General features: G+C 48.0%; 17 protein-coding genes. 16 read left to right on the forward strand and 1 reads right to left on the reverse strand.

Features of this window, described 5'->3' with window-relative positions:
- Nucleotides 1-25 precede the first annotated feature (25 nt).
- From ACUUHJ_RS00640 to spoVG, 10 genes are all read left to right on the forward strand, one after another.
- A complete protein-coding gene (locus ACUUHJ_RS00640) occupies nt 26-796 on the forward strand; it encodes a TatD family hydrolase (RefSeq protein ID WP_012683862.1) in 771 nt (256 codons plus the stop codon).
- A 358-nt stretch (nt 797-1154) separates the two neighbouring features.
- Entirely contained in the window at nt 1155-2252 is a 1098-nt protein-coding gene (locus tag ACUUHJ_RS00645; RefSeq protein ID WP_289675489.1) for a 3D domain-containing protein, read from the forward strand.
- Between the two features lie 169 nt (nt 2253-2421).
- Nucleotides 2422-2970 carry a ribonuclease M5 gene (gene rnmV / locus ACUUHJ_RS00650; protein WP_012683864.1) on the forward strand — a complete coding sequence of 183 codons (549 nt, stop codon included), beginning with the start codon at nt 2422-2424 and terminating at the stop codon, nt 2968-2970.
- Between the two features lie 3 nt (nt 2971-2973).
- Complete coding sequence (gene rsmA / locus ACUUHJ_RS00655) at nt 2974-3867, forward strand: 16S rRNA (adenine(1518)-N(6)/adenine(1519)-N(6))-dimethyltransferase RsmA (RefSeq protein WP_016740913.1); 894 nt, start codon at nt 2974-2976, stop codon at nt 3865-3867.
- A gap of 215 nt (nt 3868-4082) precedes the next feature.
- A complete protein-coding gene (gene veg, locus ACUUHJ_RS00660) occupies nt 4083-4355 on the forward strand; it encodes a biofilm formation stimulator Veg (RefSeq protein WP_005830485.1) in 273 nt (90 codons plus the stop codon).
- A gap of 117 nt (nt 4356-4472) precedes the next feature.
- Entirely contained in the window at nt 4473-4652 is a 180-nt protein-coding gene (locus tag ACUUHJ_RS00665; protein WP_012683866.1) for a small, acid-soluble spore protein, alpha/beta type, read from the forward strand.
- Nucleotides 4653-4866: 214 nt separating this feature from the next.
- A complete protein-coding gene (ispE, locus tag ACUUHJ_RS00670) occupies nt 4867-5745 on the forward strand; it encodes a 4-(cytidine 5'-diphospho)-2-C-methyl-D-erythritol kinase (RefSeq protein ID WP_016740914.1) in 879 nt (292 codons plus the stop codon).
- Nucleotides 5746-5800: 55 nt separating this feature from the next.
- Nucleotides 5801-6634 carry a pur operon repressor gene (gene purR / locus ACUUHJ_RS00675; RefSeq protein ID WP_012683868.1) on the forward strand — a complete coding sequence of 278 codons (834 nt, stop codon included), beginning with the start codon at nt 5801-5803 and terminating at the stop codon, nt 6632-6634.
- 6 nt (nt 6635-6640) lie between these two features.
- The gene (locus ACUUHJ_RS00680) at nt 6641-7021 is read left to right on the forward strand and encodes a RidA family protein (RefSeq protein ID WP_012683869.1); all 381 of its coding nucleotides are present in this window, start codon (nt 6641-6643) and stop codon (nt 7019-7021) included.
- 192 nt (nt 7022-7213) lie between these two features.
- Nucleotides 7214-7501, forward strand: a complete 288-nt coding sequence (spoVG, locus tag ACUUHJ_RS00685; RefSeq protein ID WP_007719936.1) for a septation regulator SpoVG — start codon at nt 7214-7216, stop codon at nt 7499-7501.
- A gap of 54 nt (nt 7502-7555) precedes the next feature.
- Here spoVG and ACUUHJ_RS00690 read toward each other — a convergent pair whose 3' ends face one another.
- Nucleotides 7556-8572: a CobW family GTP-binding protein gene (locus ACUUHJ_RS00690; protein ID WP_289675493.1), complete on the reverse strand. Its 1017-nt coding sequence runs from the start codon at nt 8570-8572 to the stop codon at nt 7556-7558.
- A 195-nt stretch (nt 8573-8767) separates the two neighbouring features.
- On the opposite strand from ACUUHJ_RS00690, the gene glmU reads away from it, so the two are divergent.
- From glmU to mfd, 6 genes are all read left to right on the forward strand, one after another.
- Nucleotides 8768-10153: a bifunctional UDP-N-acetylglucosamine diphosphorylase/glucosamine-1-phosphate N-acetyltransferase GlmU gene (gene glmU / locus ACUUHJ_RS00695; protein WP_472298069.1), complete on the forward strand. Its 1386-nt coding sequence runs from the start codon at nt 8768-8770 to the stop codon at nt 10151-10153.
- Nucleotides 10154-10175: 22 nt separating this feature from the next.
- Nucleotides 10176-11126, forward strand: coding sequence for a ribose-phosphate diphosphokinase (locus tag ACUUHJ_RS00700; protein WP_007726399.1), 951 nt, complete (start codon nt 10176-10178; stop codon nt 11124-11126).
- Between the two features lie 90 nt (nt 11127-11216).
- The gene (locus ACUUHJ_RS00705; RefSeq protein ID WP_289675494.1) at nt 11217-11825 is read left to right on the forward strand and encodes a 50S ribosomal protein L25; all 609 of its coding nucleotides are present in this window, start codon (nt 11217-11219) and stop codon (nt 11823-11825) included.
- A 104-nt stretch (nt 11826-11929) separates the two neighbouring features.
- Nucleotides 11930-12499: an aminoacyl-tRNA hydrolase gene (pth, locus tag ACUUHJ_RS00710; RefSeq protein WP_289675495.1), complete on the forward strand. Its 570-nt coding sequence runs from the start codon at nt 11930-11932 to the stop codon at nt 12497-12499.
- A gap of 61 nt (nt 12500-12560) precedes the next feature.
- Nucleotides 12561-12791: an anti-sigma-F factor Fin gene (locus ACUUHJ_RS00715; protein ID WP_007726431.1), complete on the forward strand. Its 231-nt coding sequence runs from the start codon at nt 12561-12563 to the stop codon at nt 12789-12791.
- Between the two features lie 146 nt (nt 12792-12937).
- On the forward strand, nt 12938-16486 hold the full coding sequence (mfd, locus tag ACUUHJ_RS00720; protein ID WP_472298070.1) for a transcription-repair coupling factor: 3549 nt from the start codon (nt 12938-12940) through the stop codon (nt 16484-16486).
- Nucleotides 16487-16511 lie beyond the last annotated feature (25 nt).

Raw genomic sequence — 16511 nt, forward strand, 5'->3', positions numbered from 1 at the left:
AGGGCAAGGAAAGGAAGGACCCATCTTGTTATTTGAAACCCATGCTCATCTAAATGCGAATGAATTCGATGAAGATCGTGCAGAAGTCATTGCTCGTGCGCAAGAAAATGGCGTCAGTACGATTGTGAACATCGGATTCAATGCTGAAACAATTCCAAGCTGCATGGATTTGGCTCATGCGTATGATTTTATTTACGCCGTCATCGGTTGGCATCCACAGGACGCCAAGGATATGACAGACGAACACCTGGAATGGATCGAGGAACTCAGTCGTGATCCGAAAGTAGTGGGATTGGGTGAAATGGGCTTGGACTACTACTGGGATACGTCGCCACGTGATGTGCAGGCAGAGGTATTCCGCAAGCAGATTCGTCTGGCTCGCAAGCTCGACATGCCGATCATCATCCACAATCGCGATGCGCACCAAGACGTTTTGACGATCCTGAAGGAAGAGAAGGCAGCAGATGTTGGCGGCATCATGCACTGCTTCTCTGGCAGCTGGGAAACAGCGAAGCAGGCACTCGATATGAATTTTTATATTTCGTTCGGTGGTCCGCTTACGTTCAAAAATGCCAAGCAGCCAAAAGAAGTAGCAGCGAAGGTACCGCTAGACAAGTTGTTGATAGAGACAGATTGCCCATATCTCACTCCGCATCCTTTCCGCGGAAAGCGAAATGAGAGTGGATATGTCCGTTACGTCTGTGAGGAAATGGCGAACATTCATGGTTTGTCTTACGAGGAAATGGCGCAAATTACCGCAGACAACGCCAGACGTCTTTTTCGCATGAATGGTTAATAAAAACGGGAAATCACGATTGATCACGTGATTTCCCGTTTTTTTGTGTGAAGTAACCGGGTTCTACTCGATTTTGTCGACGCATACGATGAACAATGTGTCGAACGATTATTGTCCATCCGACATAGCTTCTCGACAGGTTTCTGCTACCATTCGCCAAGCCTATTTTGCTAGTCTGATACCATTATCGTTTCAGCCAAAAGGGAGGGTAAATTTGACAAAGGAGAGAAAGTGAAATACAATCAAAGCCGACCTTGTGAAGTACCGGCCACTTCCAGAATATTAGTGCAATTACATCGACCCTTACCTGGCTAGACAAGAAGAGCCTTGTGCTTTTCTAGGAAAAGGAGTGTGGGAAATGGAGTTACGCGCGATATGGGAAAGGTATAAGAATCGTGGGCTCGTCATGTTTGGCTGCCTTGCTCTTGTGCTCGTTCCCATGATTGGCTATTTCTCTGCCCAGGCTACTCAGCCAAAACAGGTCACTTTTTCGTTGGACGGAGAAAGTAAGACGGTCGCTACAAAAGCCACGACTGTTGAGCAGTTCTTAACCGAGCGAAACATTACGGTAACGGAAAAGGATTCCCTTCAACCGACACTAGAGACGAAGCTAAAAGACGGAGCACTCATTACTTTATATACGACCTGGTCCATACCAATCCAGGTTGACGGGCAGAAAAAAACGATAGAGACACTTAGTCGTGATGTTGCTGGTGCGTTGAAGGACGGCGGCATCGTGCTAGGTGAGAAGGACCGGGTAGAACCGGCATTGACCGCTACACTTACCAAGGACTCCTCGATCAGCGTAAAGCGAATTGTTGAGAAAATGGTAAAAGTCGATGAGCGAGTCACCTTTCAAGAAATACGCAAAAATGATCCAGCGCTGGAAAAAGGTAAGACCCGCGTATTACAGAGCGGGCAAGAAGGTAAGGCAATTGCACACTACAAGCTAATCATGGAAGATGGGAAAGAAGTCTCCCGTGATCTGGTCAAAAGAGATGTACTTGTACCGAAGAAAGATAATGTTGTAGCCGTGGGTACCGCAATCCCAATGTTGCAGAAAAAGGGTCAACCAGATCGGGTCCTGGTTGCTTCTGCAGCGGGTCCGGTCTCGCGTGGTGGAAAAGTATTTAGGCCGAAAAAAGTGCTGAACGGGGTTACCCTGACCGCTTATACTCCTTCGGGAGGTGGCAAACACCCAAGCTCTCCGGGATATGGACGCACATCAACAGGGGCAAAAGCCAAGGTAGGTCACACAATCGCTGTAGATCCTAACGTCATTCCGTATGGATGGTGGGTGTACATTGAAGGTGTTGGGTATCGTCGAGCTGAAGATACGGGTGGTGCCATGAAAGGTGGCAAAATCGACGTATTCGTAGGCACGGAGTCCGAGGCGAGGAATTTCGGTCGCAAGCGCAACAAAACTGTATATATTATTGGACCACAGAAGCCTTAGGACAGGAGCGATTGCTCCTGTTCTTCTGTTTCCTAGATGGTTATTGTGATAAGCTGTTTGTTAGTTAGACGATCTTGTTTACCAAATGTTTCATGTATTTTTTGCTTGAGGTACGGTTTTTTTGGAACAATAGTATCGTACCGATTTTGTACGAAAGTGGGAGCACATGATGAAGATCAAGGAAGTCATCGTGGTCGAAGGACGAGACGATACCGCAACGATCAAGCGCGCGGTTAATGCCGATACGATTGAAACTGGCGGTTCTGCCATTCATAAAAGAACGATTGAAAAAATCAGGCTGGCGCAACAAAAACGCGGTGTTATTATTTTCACAGACCCTGATTATCAAGGGGAGCGCATCCGAAAAATTATTAGCAAGTCAGTTCCAGGCTGTAAGCACGCATTTATTACCCAGGAGGATGGAACCAAAAAGGGCGACATCGGTGTCGAAAACGCGACACCTGACGTGATTATTCGTGCGCTCTCAGAAGTGCGTACCGAAATGGCGGAAACGGCTGGGGAGATTACCTCTGACGACTTGTTGGCAAATGGCCTGACGTCTGGTGTAGATGCCAAAGAACGCAGAATCAAGCTGGGAGAAGCATTGGGGATCGGATATGCCAACGCCAAGCAAATGCTGCAGCGGCTCAATGCCTTCCAAATCAGTCGAGCAGAATTCGAAGCGGCTATTGCAGCCATCAACAAAGAGAGGGAGTAAGCCATGACCCAAATAGCGGGCAAGGATATTGCCACACCGACGCGTACAAAAGAGATATTGGAGAAGTACGGCTTTGCTTTTAAGAAGAGTCTGGGCCAGAACTTCCTGATAGACACCAACATTTTACACAACATTGTTTCAGAGGCAGACCTCACCAAGGAAAAGGGAGCGATTGAGATTGGGCCCGGTATCGGTGCTCTAACGGAGCAATTGGGACGAGCAGCCAAAAAAGTGATGGCGATCGAAATCGACCAGCGTCTTTTGCCTATTTTGCAGGACACGCTGTCACCCTATGAAAATATTGAAGTCGTTCATGGGGACGTACTGGGGCTGGATCTGAAGAAGTTAATAGAAGAAAAGATGACAGGAGTGGAAAAGCTGAGCGTAGTGGCGAATTTGCCTTACTATGTGACGACACCGATCCTGATGAAGCTGCTGGAAGAGAGATTGCCCCTCGAGAACATCGTAGTTATGATTCAAAAGGAAGTGGCAGAGAGAATTGCAGCCAAACCAGGAACGAAAGACTATGGCTCTCTGTCAGTCGCAGCTCAATTCTATGCAGATACAGAAGTAGCGATGATTGTGCCTGCAAGTGTGTTTATCCCGCGTCCGAATGTCGACTCGGCAGTGATTCGTTTAAAGGTAAGAGATCGTCCGCCAGTAGAGGTAGATGATCAGGACGTGTTTTTCCGGGTGGTACGCAGCTCGTTTGCACAGCGTCGCAAGACATTGTTGAACAACCTAATGAATGGACTGTTTCCTAAAACCCAAAAGGATGAAGTAATACAGATGCTCACTGACATCGGGATCGATCCGACCCGACGTGGTGAAACACTCAGTTTGGACGAATTTGCCCGCCTAGCGAACGAAGGTATGCGCCGCGGACTGATTACGTAAATCGTGTAGACAACCCCCTTATTTTTGGGCGCGATCCCCCAGAAAGGGGGTTTTTGCGTATTTATGCCCTTTATGCATATCTTTTGACAAATATCTACGTTTTTTATGAAAAAAACCCCGTTGACAAAATATCTGCAGGGTTGCTATAATTTTTTATTTCTTTGACAAAATATAAGTGAGCTGTTATAATAGATGTAAGCGAGGTGGATGGAACAATGGCAAGAAACGCGTTACTTGACATTAAACGTAGTTTGGACGGACACATTGGTGAGCGCATCCTGCTGAAGGCTAATGGCGGTCGCCGCAAAACCGTTGAACGTAGTGGCATCCTCGAAGAAACTTACCCATCTGTGTTTGTGGTAAAGCTGGATGACGACCAACTCTTTGAGCGGGTATCTTACAGCTATGCTGACATCTTGACGGAAACAGTAGAATTGACGGTGTGCCGCGAAAACGAGCACATCCGCATCACATTTGTACAACAGTAGAGCCCTTTTGGGTTCTACTGTTTTGTTTTTTATATCGAAAAGCTCTGAACATTTGGTTCAGGCAATAAAAAGAGCAGTATGGAGCACACTAAGCCTGTCAACGAGAAGGAGGGTGCTATGGGTCGCAGACGAGGACTGATGTCAGAGCAGTTTAAGATGGAACTGGCCAAAGAGCTTGGGTTTTACGATACGGTAAAATCCGAGGGTTGGGGAGGCATCACGACACGGGACGCGGGTAACATGGTCAAGCGCGCTGTTCAGCTTGCTGAGGAAGCATTAGCCGCTAAGCGATTGTAGCGTTTGGGTTTGAACGCACGGACGTTTCTCACCATAAAAACTCGTTGACAAGGCCGGGGCATCCCGGCTTTTTTTTCTGGAAAGAGAGCTGAATTTTCGAAATACCCATAATGCTCTCGATCTATTCTTTTTAATTGATCAAGTGGCATGGGAGAGTTTGCCTATGCTACAATAAGAAACTAGGAAATTTAGAAAGTAGGCAGAGGTGAATTACGTGCGTATCTCGGTCAAAGCTCCGGCCAAAATTAATTTGACTCTCGATGTGCTTGCCAAACGGCCGGACGGTTATCACGAAGTAGAAATGGTGATGACAACCGTAGACTTGGCAGATCGTGTGGACATGACTCTACGCGAAGATGGTGAGATTACGCTGGACTGTTCTGCCAGCTTCGTACCAGATGATATCCGTAACCATGCATATAAAGCGGCAACGCTCATGAAAGAAAAATTTCAAGTACGCCAGGGCGTACACTTGTATATCGACAAGCAAATACCTGTTGCGGCTGGACTGGCAGGTGGCAGCAGTGATGCAGCGGCAACACTACGCGGCTTGAACCAATTATGGAATCTCGGGTTGACCAGAGATGAGCTGGCTAAAATCGGAGCGGAGATTGGCTCTGATGTGCCATTTTGCGTTTATGGTGGAACAGCGCTGGCGACGGGGCGTGGCGAACAGATTGCGCATCTGGGGGCTCCTGCACCGTGCTGGGTCATTCTAGCCAAGCCGCCTATCGGAGTATCTACCCCAGATGTATACGGCAACCTGCGTGTGGCCCAGATCGATAATCATCCTGATACCAAACAGATGCTGCAAGCCATCGCGACGCAAGACTTTTCACTCATGTGCCAATCTCTTGGGAATGTGCTGGAGAATGTTACACTTTCGCTCCATCCACAAGTAAGACAGATCAAGGATCTCATGATCGCGTCAGGAGCAGATGGTGTCCTGATGTCTGGCAGCGGCCCTACTGTGTTTGCTCTTGTGCAAAAGGAAGCGAAAGTACATCGGATCTACAACGCGTTGCGAGGTTTTGTCAAAGATGTGTTTGTTGTCCGAATGTTAGGCGCTCAAGAAGGGGAAATACTTGCATAAACCCGTATGGAAATGATACATTATCAGCATATTATTCGGTTTTGGAGGAAGAGCCATGAAGAAATTGCGCAGAAGTGCACGTCTGGTTGACATGACGCAGCACTTGCTCGCCCATCCCCATACGCTGACTCCTCTCACTCTGTTCGCGGAACAATACGGCGCAGCGAAATCATCCATCAGTGAAGACTTGTCTATCATCAAAGAGGCTTTTGAAGTCCAAGGGGTAGGCTTGTTGAAAACGGTGGCGGGAGCGGCAGGCGGAGTGAAGTATATTCCACAGGTCAAAACGGAAGAGGCCCTTCACTTCATGCGCGAACTGATCGGTCAACTCGCTAATCCAGAGAGACTTTTACCAGGTGGATACTTGTACATGTCAGACATTCTCGGAAATCCACAAACGATGGCGAAGATCGGAAAGCTCTTTGCAACGGCTTATGCGGATAAAAATGTGGATGTCGTCATGACGGTGGAAACAAAGGGGATTCCACTTGCATATGCGACGGCTATGTTTTTGAATGTACCTGTTGTGATTGTGCGCCGTGACAACAAGGTGACGGAAGGTTCAGTAGTGAGCATTAACTATGTATCAGGTTCCAGTAAACGAATCCAAACCATGTCACTCGCTCGCCGCGGTTTGGCCGAGCAGTCTCGTGTCCTCATTGTGGACGACTTTATGAAGGCTGGCGGGACGCTGCGGGGCATGATTGATTTGTTGCAGGAATTCCGTGCAACCGTAGTGGGATGCGGCGTACTGGTAGAAACGACAGCGGATGTTTCTGAGCGTTTGGTAGATGAATACGTATCGCTTGCAAAACTGCAGGATGTAGACTTCAAGGGCAAGCAAATTGAAATAGAGCTAGGCAGTTTTTTTGAAAAAAGAGGGGAGTAGATAGGTATGGCAATCTCTTTTGTTTCAACTGACAAGGCTCCTGCCGCTATTGGTCCTTACAGTCAAGCTGCAAAGGTAGGTCCATTTCTTTTTGCATCAGGTCAAATTCCGCTGCGTGCAGACGGCACTTTGGTAGAGGGTGACGTCGTGGAGCAAACCCATCAGGTTTTTTCCAACATTCAAGCGGTACTGGCAGAGGCCGGTGGCAGCCTGACGAACGTAGTGAAAGCGACTGTATTCATCAAGGACATGAATGATTTTGGTCAACTGAACGAAGTATACGGTCAATATTTCGGTGATCACAAGCCAGCTCGCTCCACTGTGGAAGTGGCACGACTGCCGCGTGACGTAAAAGTTGAAATCGAGATTGTAGCTTATATCGAATAGAAAATAATGGAAAAACAGCCTGATGCTACGCGCATTGGGCTGTTTTTTGTACTTGCAGAAAATGTTTCCAAAAAATGACATATAAACATATTTATATATTTTTTCAAATATTGCATAATGGTAAGCAGGAATATTTACCCAGCGGGTGGAAATAATCCTAAACGCGTTACATAGATAAAGGGAGTGAACTAGATGGAAGTAACAGACGTAAGACTTCGCCGAGTGAATACGGATGGTAGGATGAAAGCGATTGCATCCATTACAATTGACCATGAGTTTGTGGTTCATGATATCCGTGTCATTGACGGAAACAATGGTATGTTTGTAGCTATGCCAAGCAAGCGTACACCAGATGGAGAATTCCGTGATATTGCACATCCGATTTCTTCGACTACCCGTGAAAAAATCCAGGCAGCAGTACTAACAGAATACGACCGCGTAGGTCAAGAGGAAGAGAGCACTATCGAAGCTGGTGCTTAAAAAGTCCTGAACACAAAGCACCCTGTCACTTGCGGCAGGGTGTTTCGGCGTCCGTTAACCATAACATTTTATTAGATTGTTCAAAATAATTTCTCGGTCCATTCCTTCCCCGATGAAGACAGCTACCATTTTCGGTCCGAAATTTTCAAAAGGGAACAGGAGCACCTGATTATCGGTATGTTGAAACGAGATCAGCTCGGGCTTTCCGTGGAACTGGACGTAGCCTTTTGCCCGATAGACGTTTTTGGGAAGATCGTACAGAAAGTCCTCGAATTTTTTCGCGTCTACGGGCCCGGTGAATACATAGGAAAACGTTTCGATACTATTGTAGAGAGAGGGTTGGCTTGTTTTTAGGCCAAGGGATTGCTTGAGCCTGTCCATCGTTGACATTCGGCCGATGCTTTTCTGTACAGCGATGGGGCGGCTTGTCTCGTTGTCTGGCGATCGCTCATGAACGGTGCGTTTGACTGACAAAAGCCGGGAGACTTCTATTTCTGCCTGAACAGTAGCGTGTATGGGTGCAGTCGGATTGATTTCACTGAGCTTTTGACGGACTCGCTCTATGACATCAGGACTAGTCAAATCGGTTTTGTTCAGAAGAAGCAGGTCTGCGTAACGCACTTGATTTCGAATCGTTTTGACCAGAGTGGCAGTCGAGGAGAATCGTGAGTTGAGGTCGAGAAAACGAGAGGCGTCGACAACACTAATGGTCCCGTTTAACTCCAGTCGATCATAAAGCTCTGGATGGGTAATCGTATCGATGACATCGAGTGGATCGGCTACGCCAGTAGTCTCGATGAGGATTCGGTCTGGCGCAATGGCGTTCATAATATCTTTCAAGCCTTCCGTTAGCTCGCCTTTGATCGAGCAGCATATGCAGCCATCCAGCATTTTTTTGACAGGAAAGCCGAAGCCTTGCAATTGTTCCCCGTCAATATCTTCTTCCCCCATTTCATTCATCAAGACGACTACTTTCTGGTCTGTGATGCGCAAATGAGTCAGCCATTTTTGCAAAAGGGTGGTTTTTCCGCTTCCTAAGTACCCAGTTAGCAAGTATACCTCTGCGCTCATCTCATCCTACCTCCTTTAAATAACCCCTTTCGCCCAACAATATATCACATTTCTGTCAGAAAATTAAATGTTGTCTGGCTTATGTCTAACTACTGGCAATGCAAGGAATCAGAGAGAATCCTGTATCGATTGTCTTGAAATTCACATATGAATTAGGATATAGTCATTGTGGAACTTCTACGATGGAGGGTTGACATGTCTAAGATCCATGCCGTGGTTCTGGCTGCTGGTCAGGGTACACGGATGAAATCGAAGCTGTACAAAGTCCTGCACCCTGTGTGCGGAAAGCCAATGGTTCAGCATGTAGTCGATACGATGGCGTCCATGCAGGTTCAGGATATCGTTGTCGTCGTAGGTCATGGTGCTGACGCTGTCCGTGCCAAGCTAGGCGAGGACGTCACTTATGCACTGCAAGAAGAACAGTTGGGAACGGCCCATGCCGTTTCGCAGGCAGCGCCGTTTTTACAAGATAAAGAAGGTACTACGTTTCTCTTATATGGAGACGTTCCCCTCTTGTCAGCGACTACGTTGTCGGCCTTGCTGACCTATCACGAGGAGCAGCAAGCGGCTGCAACTGTATTGACCGCCGTATTACCTGACGCAACAGGTTATGGGCGTATCGTGCGCAATGAGGCGGGCGAAGTATTGCGAATCGTGGAACATAAAGACGCTTCGGAAGCGGAACGGGCGATCAGAGAAATTAATACGGGCATATACTGCTATGACAACCGAAAATTGTGGAAAGCCTTGGCGGAAGTGAAAAATGACAACGCACAAGGCGAATACTATGTAACAGACGTTGTCGGTATTTTGCGTGATGCAGGTGAAAAGGTAGTGGGGTACGAAGCGATTGACCCAGAGGAAACAATGGGTGTGAACGATCGTGTGCAGCTATCGGAAGCAGAAGCCTACATGAAAAAACGTATTATGACTGGTCACATGCGTAATGGTGTGACAATCATCGACCCAACTTATACGTACATCGAAACTGATGTGAAGATTGAGGCAGATACTGTGATTCACCCAGGTTCTTTCCTGCGTGGACAAACAACCGTTGGAGCTGATTGTGTAATCGGACCCCAAGCGGATCTGACGAATGTGGAAGTAGCGAGTGGCGTGACCATTTCTTACTCAGTGATGGTTGATTCGCGTGTAGAAAGCGATTCTTCTGTCGGGCCATTTGCTTATGTTCGACCAGGATCACAGATTGGAAGCAACGCCAAAATCGGTGATTTCGTGGAATTGAAAAATGCGAAAATTGGTGACGGTACGAAGGTTCCACATCTCAGCTATGTAGGAGATGCGGAAATCGGAGACGGAGTCAATATTGGTTGTGGAACGATTACCGTCAACTACGATGGGGCAGTGAAGCATAAAACAACAGTAAAAGATGGGGCATTCATCGGATGCAACAGCAATCTGGTTGCGCCAGTTACAGTTGGACAAAATGCTTATGTAGCTGCAGGATCGACCATTAATCAAGATGTGCCAGATAATGCGCTTGCGATCGCACGTGAGCGTCAAGTAAATAAAATCGATTACGCGAACAAAATGCCTCGCAAGGGCAAAAAGCAATCATAAACGGGAGGTTCTTGAGAAGATCATGGCTAACTACCGCGACCCAAAACTGAAGGTATTTACGTGCAACGCAAACCCGGAACTGGCAAAAGAAATCGCTGAACACATCGGCGTACCACTCGGAAACGCACAAGTAGTGCGCTTTAGTGATGGCGAATGCCAACTCAAACTCAATGAAAGCGTTCGCGGTTGTGACGTATTTGTCATTCAGCCAACATCTGCTCCCGTTAATGAGCATCTGATGGAGCTTTTGGTGATGGTCGATGCATTGAAGCGCGCTTCGGCTAAGAGTATCAACGTGGTCATTCCTTACTACGGTTATGCTCGTCAAGATCGTAAAGCACGTGCACGCGATCCAATCACAGCGAAGCTGGTTGCTAACCTGATCGAGACTGCAGGTGCACAACGTGTGATTACGATGGATCTGCACGCAACACAAATCCAAGGCTTCTTCGATATTCCAGTAGATCATCTGCTGGGTGTGCCTATCCTAGGTAAACACTTCTCTGAAAAGGGTCTGAAAGATATCGTTGTCGTATCTCCAGATCACGGTGGAGTGACCCGTGCTCGTAAATTGGCAGAACGTCTGGAAGCGCCTATTGCCATTATTGACAAACGTCGCCCAGAACCAAACGTAGCCGAAGTAATGAACATCGTAGGAAACATCGAGGGCAAAACAGCGATCATCATCGATGATATTATCGATACCGCTGGAACGATCACACTGGCTGCAAGTGCACTTGTAGAAGCAGGCGCACGTGAAGTATATGCATGCTGCACGCACCCAGTTCTGTCTGGTCCTGCTATTGAGCGTATTGCTAACTCGAAGATCAAGGAACTGATTGTGACCAACTCGATTCCGCTGACAGAAGAACAAATTATCGATAAGATTACCGTTCTTTCCGTAGCGCCAATCATTGGTGAAGCAATCATTCGTGTTCACGAAGAGCTTTCCGTAAGCAAGTTGTTCGATTAATATACAATCCCCTCTTTGGGGGTTGAACTAAACCTCCGATGGACAAGCTAGTGAGGAAACTTTTACTAGCGGTCCGAAGGAGGTTTTTTTGTGGAACAATTACAAGCACAGTCTCGCGAAAAAAAGGCAGGCAATGCTGTAAAGGTACTTCGCAAGGAAGGCTGGGTTCCCGGTATTATCTACGGCAGCGAAGTGGGCAATAAGCCGATTCAGGTCAAAGGAAGAGAGCTGGATGCGGCCCTGCGTCAGCAGTCGACGAACAAGCCATTCCGGTTAAGTGTAGACGGGAACACGCATGATGTCATGGTTTATGAGCTGCAACGGGATCCTTTGCAGGGGAACATTTTGCATGCAGATTTTAAGAAGATCAATATGAATGAAAAAATACACACGTCTGTCCCTGTTCTCATGACAGGAGATCCGGAATTGGGTGTAGCTACCCTTGTCCGCCACAGTGTGGAAGTGACTTGCTTGCCAGGAAATATACCAGAATCGTTCCTAGTCGATGTCGACGGGTTCAACATCGGGGATGTCGTGTTGGTAGGGGATTTGACAGTCCCGCCAGGAGTGGAGCTGGGGCTTGATTCCACGGAAGTGTTGATCAGTGTCCTGCCAGTTAAGGCCAAGTCCGAAGAATCGATTGATGCGGAGCAAGATGCAGAAGCAGTGGCTGAAAAAGCAGGAGCCGCGAACGAATAAAATAGAGCATGAAAAAGCAGGGCGAGGTGATTTCATCTCTGCCCTTTTCCTTTTGTTCACGCGACCATTGGAGTACAATGGGAAGAGAGTAGGAGGGAATAAGCGTGAAAGTCATAATTGGATTGGGTAATCCCGGCAAAAAATATGAAGACACCAGACATAATGCTGGCTTTATGGCCATAGATAAGATTAGCGACAAATGGGGAATTCCTGTTACACAAAACAAGTTTCGCGCACTCGTGGGCGAAGGCCGAATCGAGGGTGAGAAGGTGCTGCTGGTGAAGCCACAGACGTACATGAATCTCTCCGGTGAATCGGTTGCGGAAGTCCTGAAGTTTTACAAGCTCATTCCGGACGATCTCGTCGTCATCTACGACGATCTTGATTTACCAACTGGCCAACTTCGTCTGCGGGAAAAAGGCAGTGCTGGTGGGCACAACGGCATCAAGTCGATGATTCAGCATTTGGGCACACAGGAGTTTAAACGAATCAAGGTCGGAATCAGTCGTCCTGAACCAGGGCGGAGCGTCAGCGACTATGTTTTGAATACGTTTCCGGTGGCGGAAAGAGCCGACATTCAAGAAGCGGTGAGCTTGGCTGCTGATGCATGCGCCATGTGGACAAGAGAGTCGTTTTTAAAGGTCATGAACCATTACAACAGCTTGAAGAAGTAGTATGATTTCCCACCCGTTCGTCCATACTAACCGATAGGAACAGTATGGGGGTGGTATGTGCATGAGCATACGCTATACATGTCGTTGCTGCGGCATGAAGATTGCAGAATTTGACGAATCGCAAGTAACAGAAGCGCAACTCGGGTTTGATTCCTTGACCCCGGAGGAACGTGCTCTTATAATATCGAGAGAACAAAGTGGAGATACGGTCGTCAGCATCACGTGCGACTATTGCCGTGAAGCGCTGATTCAGCATCCAGAGCTTTCGCTAGTCGGAAACCCACTTCAATAAGTGGATACGCATTAGGGAGGCTTGCACTGACAAGGCCTTAGCTTGGGGAGCTAAGGCTTCTTTTCGCATGGCTGACCTGCGGTTGTTGTGAGCGTAAGCGAAGCTCTGATTTTAGTTGACAGAAGAATTAGAGAGGGGATTAGTGAATGCAAGTCATCATTAACCCGATGAAACAGGACACGAACGTCGGGACAATCGTGGCTGGTTTGGAGAAGGGGCTACATGAGCAGCTTGTCTCTGGCTTAGCTGGTTCCGCCCGGCAAGTATTGATGGCGTCATTGCAACAAATGGCAGATCGTCCGGTCTGTGTAGTGACGCATAACATGTACCAAGCACAAAAAGTATACGAAGATTTGATCGAGTTGGTTCCCTCTGATCAGGTGTTGCTTTATCCCGGTAATGAGCTAATTGGCTCTGAGCTTGCTATTGCCAGCCCTGAAATGCTGGCGCAGCGAATTCATGTATTCAACCGTCTGGCCCAAGGCTTTACGGGTTTTTTGGTTGCCCCTTTTGCTAGCTTGCGTCGCTTGGTCGTTCCTCCGCAAGTATGGAAGGAAGCGCAGATTCAGTTATCCGTTGGTAATGAGCTCGATATCGAGTCCTTTTTGCTCCGATGTATTGAGCTTGGCTATGAGCGAGTGGACATGGTTGAGCGCAAGGGAGAAATGAGTATTCGTGGTGGAATTATCGACTTGTATCCGATCGATTCGGAGTGGCCAGTGCGGATTGAGCTTTTTGATGTAGAGATCGACTCGATCCGTACGTTTGACATGCTCTCCCAACGGTCATTGGAATCGGTCCAGACATATATTCTTGGTCCGGCAAAAGAAATGATTGCTTCGACTCCGTTATTGCAGGAATCAGCTGTTCGCTTAGAACAAAAGCTGGGAGAAACCCTCGCCAATTTGAAGGATGGGGCTGCCAAGGAAAAAGTCATGGAGCGAATCGGCTCTGATGCAGAGAGAATGAAGCAGGGACAGCGTTTTGCACAGCTGTATTCGTACATCTCTGTCATTTACCCGACGGGTGATACATTGTTGTCCTATATGCCTTCCGATACCTTGCTGATCGTTGATGAGCCTTCCCGTGTGTTGGATACGGCAGCGCAACTGCAAAAAGAAGAAGGGGAATGGCTGACGGGACGCATCCTCCAGGGTGAATATATGTCCAATCTCAGCCTGTCGCGCACGTACGACGAGATCGTGTCGACGAAAAAGCGCCAGATCGTTTACCTCTCTCTATTTTTGAGACAATCACCGAAGACCCAGCCGCAAAACATTGTAAATCTGACTTGTCGTACCATGCAAAACTTCCATGGACAGATGAACGTGCTGAAAACAGAGCTGGCCCGTTGGAAGAAGTCCCAGGATCAGATCGTCTTTGTCGCAGCAGATTTGGAGCGTGCGAAGCGACTGGAGCGTGTCCTGCATGACTACGAAATGGAAGCGGATGTTTTGACAGAAGCAGTCGAGACAGTACCTCCGGGGCGTCCTACGATCATTTTAGGAAACCTCCAGACAGGCTTTGAGCTTCCACTAAACAAGCTGGTTGTTATTACGGAAGGTGAAGTGTTTACTGCGAAACAGCGCAAGGCGCGCAAAGTTCAGCAGACGATGAACAACGCCGAGCGTATCAAAAACTACCTCGAGCTCAAGCCCGGTGATTTCGTCGTGCACGTGAATCACGGGATTGGAAAATACCTTGGAATTGAAACCAAGGAAATTCTCGGAATTCATAAAGATTACCTTCATATTCAATACGCAGCAGGAGACAGTCTGTTTGTTCCGATTGATCAAATCGACCATGTGCAGAAGTACGTGGCGAGTGAAGAGGCACAGCCGAAGATTTACAGCTTGGGCGGCAGCGAGTGGAAACGCGTCAAAAACAAAGTCCAGTCGTCTGTAAAGGATATCGCCGAAGATTTGATCAAACTGTACGCAGCCCGCGAATCTGCTGTCGGTCATACATTCTCTCCCGACACGACAGAGCAGCGTGAATTTGAGGCGATGTTCCCGTATCAGGAAACACAAGACCAGCTCCGCGCGATTTCGGAAGTGAAAGCGGACATGGAGCGCAAACGTCCGATGGATCGCCTCGTTTGTGGGGACGTAGGTTACGGGAAGACTGAGGTTGCGATTCGTGCTGCCTTCAAGGCTGTCATGGACGGGAAACAGGTAGCCGTTTTGGTTCCAACTACGATTCTGGCGCAGCAGCATTACGAGACGTTCCGTGAGCGTTTTGCGGAATATCCGATCCGCGTGGAGGTATTGAGTCGATTCCGTTCCCGCAAAGAGCAGAATGCCACACTAAAAGGACTGAAGGAAGGCACAGTCGATGTCGTCATCGGTACGCACCGTCTACTTTCCAAAGACCTGACATTCCGCGAGCTCGGTCTGTTAATCGTAGACGAGGAGCAGCGCTTTGGTGTGAGCCACAAGGAAAAGCTGAAGCAGATTAAAACGAATGTGGATGTTATGACTCTGACCGCTACACCGATTCCACGTACCTTGCACATGTCGATGCTCGGTGTGCGTGATTTGTCTGTCATCGAAACGCCGCCAGAAAATCGTTTTCCGGTGCAGACGTATGTGATGGATTACAGCCCTGCTCTCGTTCGCGAAGCAATTGAGCGTGAGATGGCTCGTGATGGTCAAGTGTTCTTCCTCTACAACCAAGTACAGGGAATCGAACAGATGGCGGAACAGATTTCGATGCTCGTTCCTGACGCACGCATCGCTGTAGCGCATGGACAGATGAACGAAAGCGAGCTGGAAGGCGTCATTCTCGACTTTTTGGAAGGGAATTTTGACGTATTGGTCAGCACGACGATCATTGAGACCGGGGTGGACATCCCGAACGTCAATACGCTGATTATTTACAATGCAGATAAAATGGGCTTGTCTCAGCTGTATCAGCTGCGTGGACGTGTAGGTCGTTCCAATCGAATTGCGTACGCTTACTTTACGTATCAACGGGACAAGGTGCTGACAGAGGTAGCGGAAAAACGTCTGCAAGCCATCAAGGAATTTACCGAGCTCGGCTCTGGTTTCAAGATCGCGATGCGAGACTTGTCCATTCGTGGAGCGGGTAATTTGCTGGGCGCGGAGCAGCATGGTTTTATTAATACGGTTGGTTTCGACTTGTATAGCCAGATGCTGAAAGAAGCCATTGATGAGCTGAAGGGCGAAGTCAAACACGAAATTGTCACACCTGTGGAGATCAATCTGCAACTGGATGCCTATATTCCGTCGATGTACATTACGGACAGCCGACAAAAAATCGAGATGTACAAAAAGTTTGTCGCGGTGTCTACCTTGGAAGACGTCGACGATTTGGCAGAGGAGCTGCTAGACCGTTTTGGACCAGTTCCGAAGCCGGTTGATAATTTGTTGACTATTTCCCATTTGCGTGTGTATGCCTTGAAGCACCACATCACCGAAATTAGCCAGAAGAATCCAGACGAGATTAAATTGTTACTGCACCCTAGTCAGAACAACAATATCGATGGTGGAGCGCTGTTTGCGCTTACCAGTAACTGGAGCAAGAGGGTTGGGCTGTCGGGTGGACAACAGATCACGATTGCTGTTAAAGTAAAGGGGTTAAAAGAAGATGAGGGCGTGCAGTTGGTTGAAAAGCTGCTGCGTCAATTTCACCAGGTGCGAAGAGACACCGGTACGGAGAGCCCTGTGTCTTAACTGACAAAATGGGCTTGCCTGAGAA

The sequence above is a fragment of the Brevibacillus schisleri genome (genome assembly GCF_055685845.1).

What these genes read in the sequence shown, in the direction of transcription:
- ACUUHJ_RS00645 (WP_289675489.1), top strand. Translation starts at nt 1,155, where the DNA reads ATGGAGTTACGCGCGATATGGGAAAGGTATAAGAATCGTGGGCTCGTC.
- rnmV (WP_012683864.1), top strand. Translation starts at nt 2,422, where the DNA reads ATGAAGATCAAGGAAGTCATCGTGGTCGAAGGACGAGACGATACCGCA.
- rsmA (WP_016740913.1), top strand. Translation starts at nt 2,974, where the DNA reads ATGACCCAAATAGCGGGCAAGGATATTGCCACACCGACGCGTACAAAA.
- veg (WP_005830485.1), top strand. Translation starts at nt 4,083, where the DNA reads ATGGCAAGAAACGCGTTACTTGACATTAAACGTAGTTTGGACGGACAC.
- ACUUHJ_RS00665 (WP_012683866.1), top strand. Translation starts at nt 4,473, where the DNA reads ATGGGTCGCAGACGAGGACTGATGTCAGAGCAGTTTAAGATGGAACTG.
- purR (WP_012683868.1), top strand. Translation starts at nt 5,801, where the DNA reads ATGAAGAAATTGCGCAGAAGTGCACGTCTGGTTGACATGACGCAGCAC.
- ACUUHJ_RS00680 (WP_012683869.1), top strand. Translation starts at nt 6,641, where the DNA reads ATGGCAATCTCTTTTGTTTCAACTGACAAGGCTCCTGCCGCTATTGGT.
- spoVG (WP_007719936.1), top strand. Translation starts at nt 7,214, where the DNA reads ATGGAAGTAACAGACGTAAGACTTCGCCGAGTGAATACGGATGGTAGG.
- ACUUHJ_RS00690 (WP_289675493.1), bottom strand. Translation starts at nt 8,572, where the DNA reads ATGAGCGCAGAGGTATACTTGCTAACTGGGTACTTAGGAAGCGGAAAA.
- glmU (WP_472298069.1), top strand. Translation starts at nt 8,768, where the DNA reads ATGTCTAAGATCCATGCCGTGGTTCTGGCTGCTGGTCAGGGTACACGG.
- ACUUHJ_RS00700 (WP_007726399.1), top strand. Translation starts at nt 10,176, where the DNA reads ATGGCTAACTACCGCGACCCAAAACTGAAGGTATTTACGTGCAACGCA.
- ACUUHJ_RS00715 (WP_007726431.1), top strand. Translation starts at nt 12,561, where the DNA reads ATGAGCATACGCTATACATGTCGTTGCTGCGGCATGAAGATTGCAGAA.
- mfd (WP_472298070.1), top strand. Translation starts at nt 12,938, where the DNA reads ATGCAAGTCATCATTAACCCGATGAAACAGGACACGAACGTCGGGACA.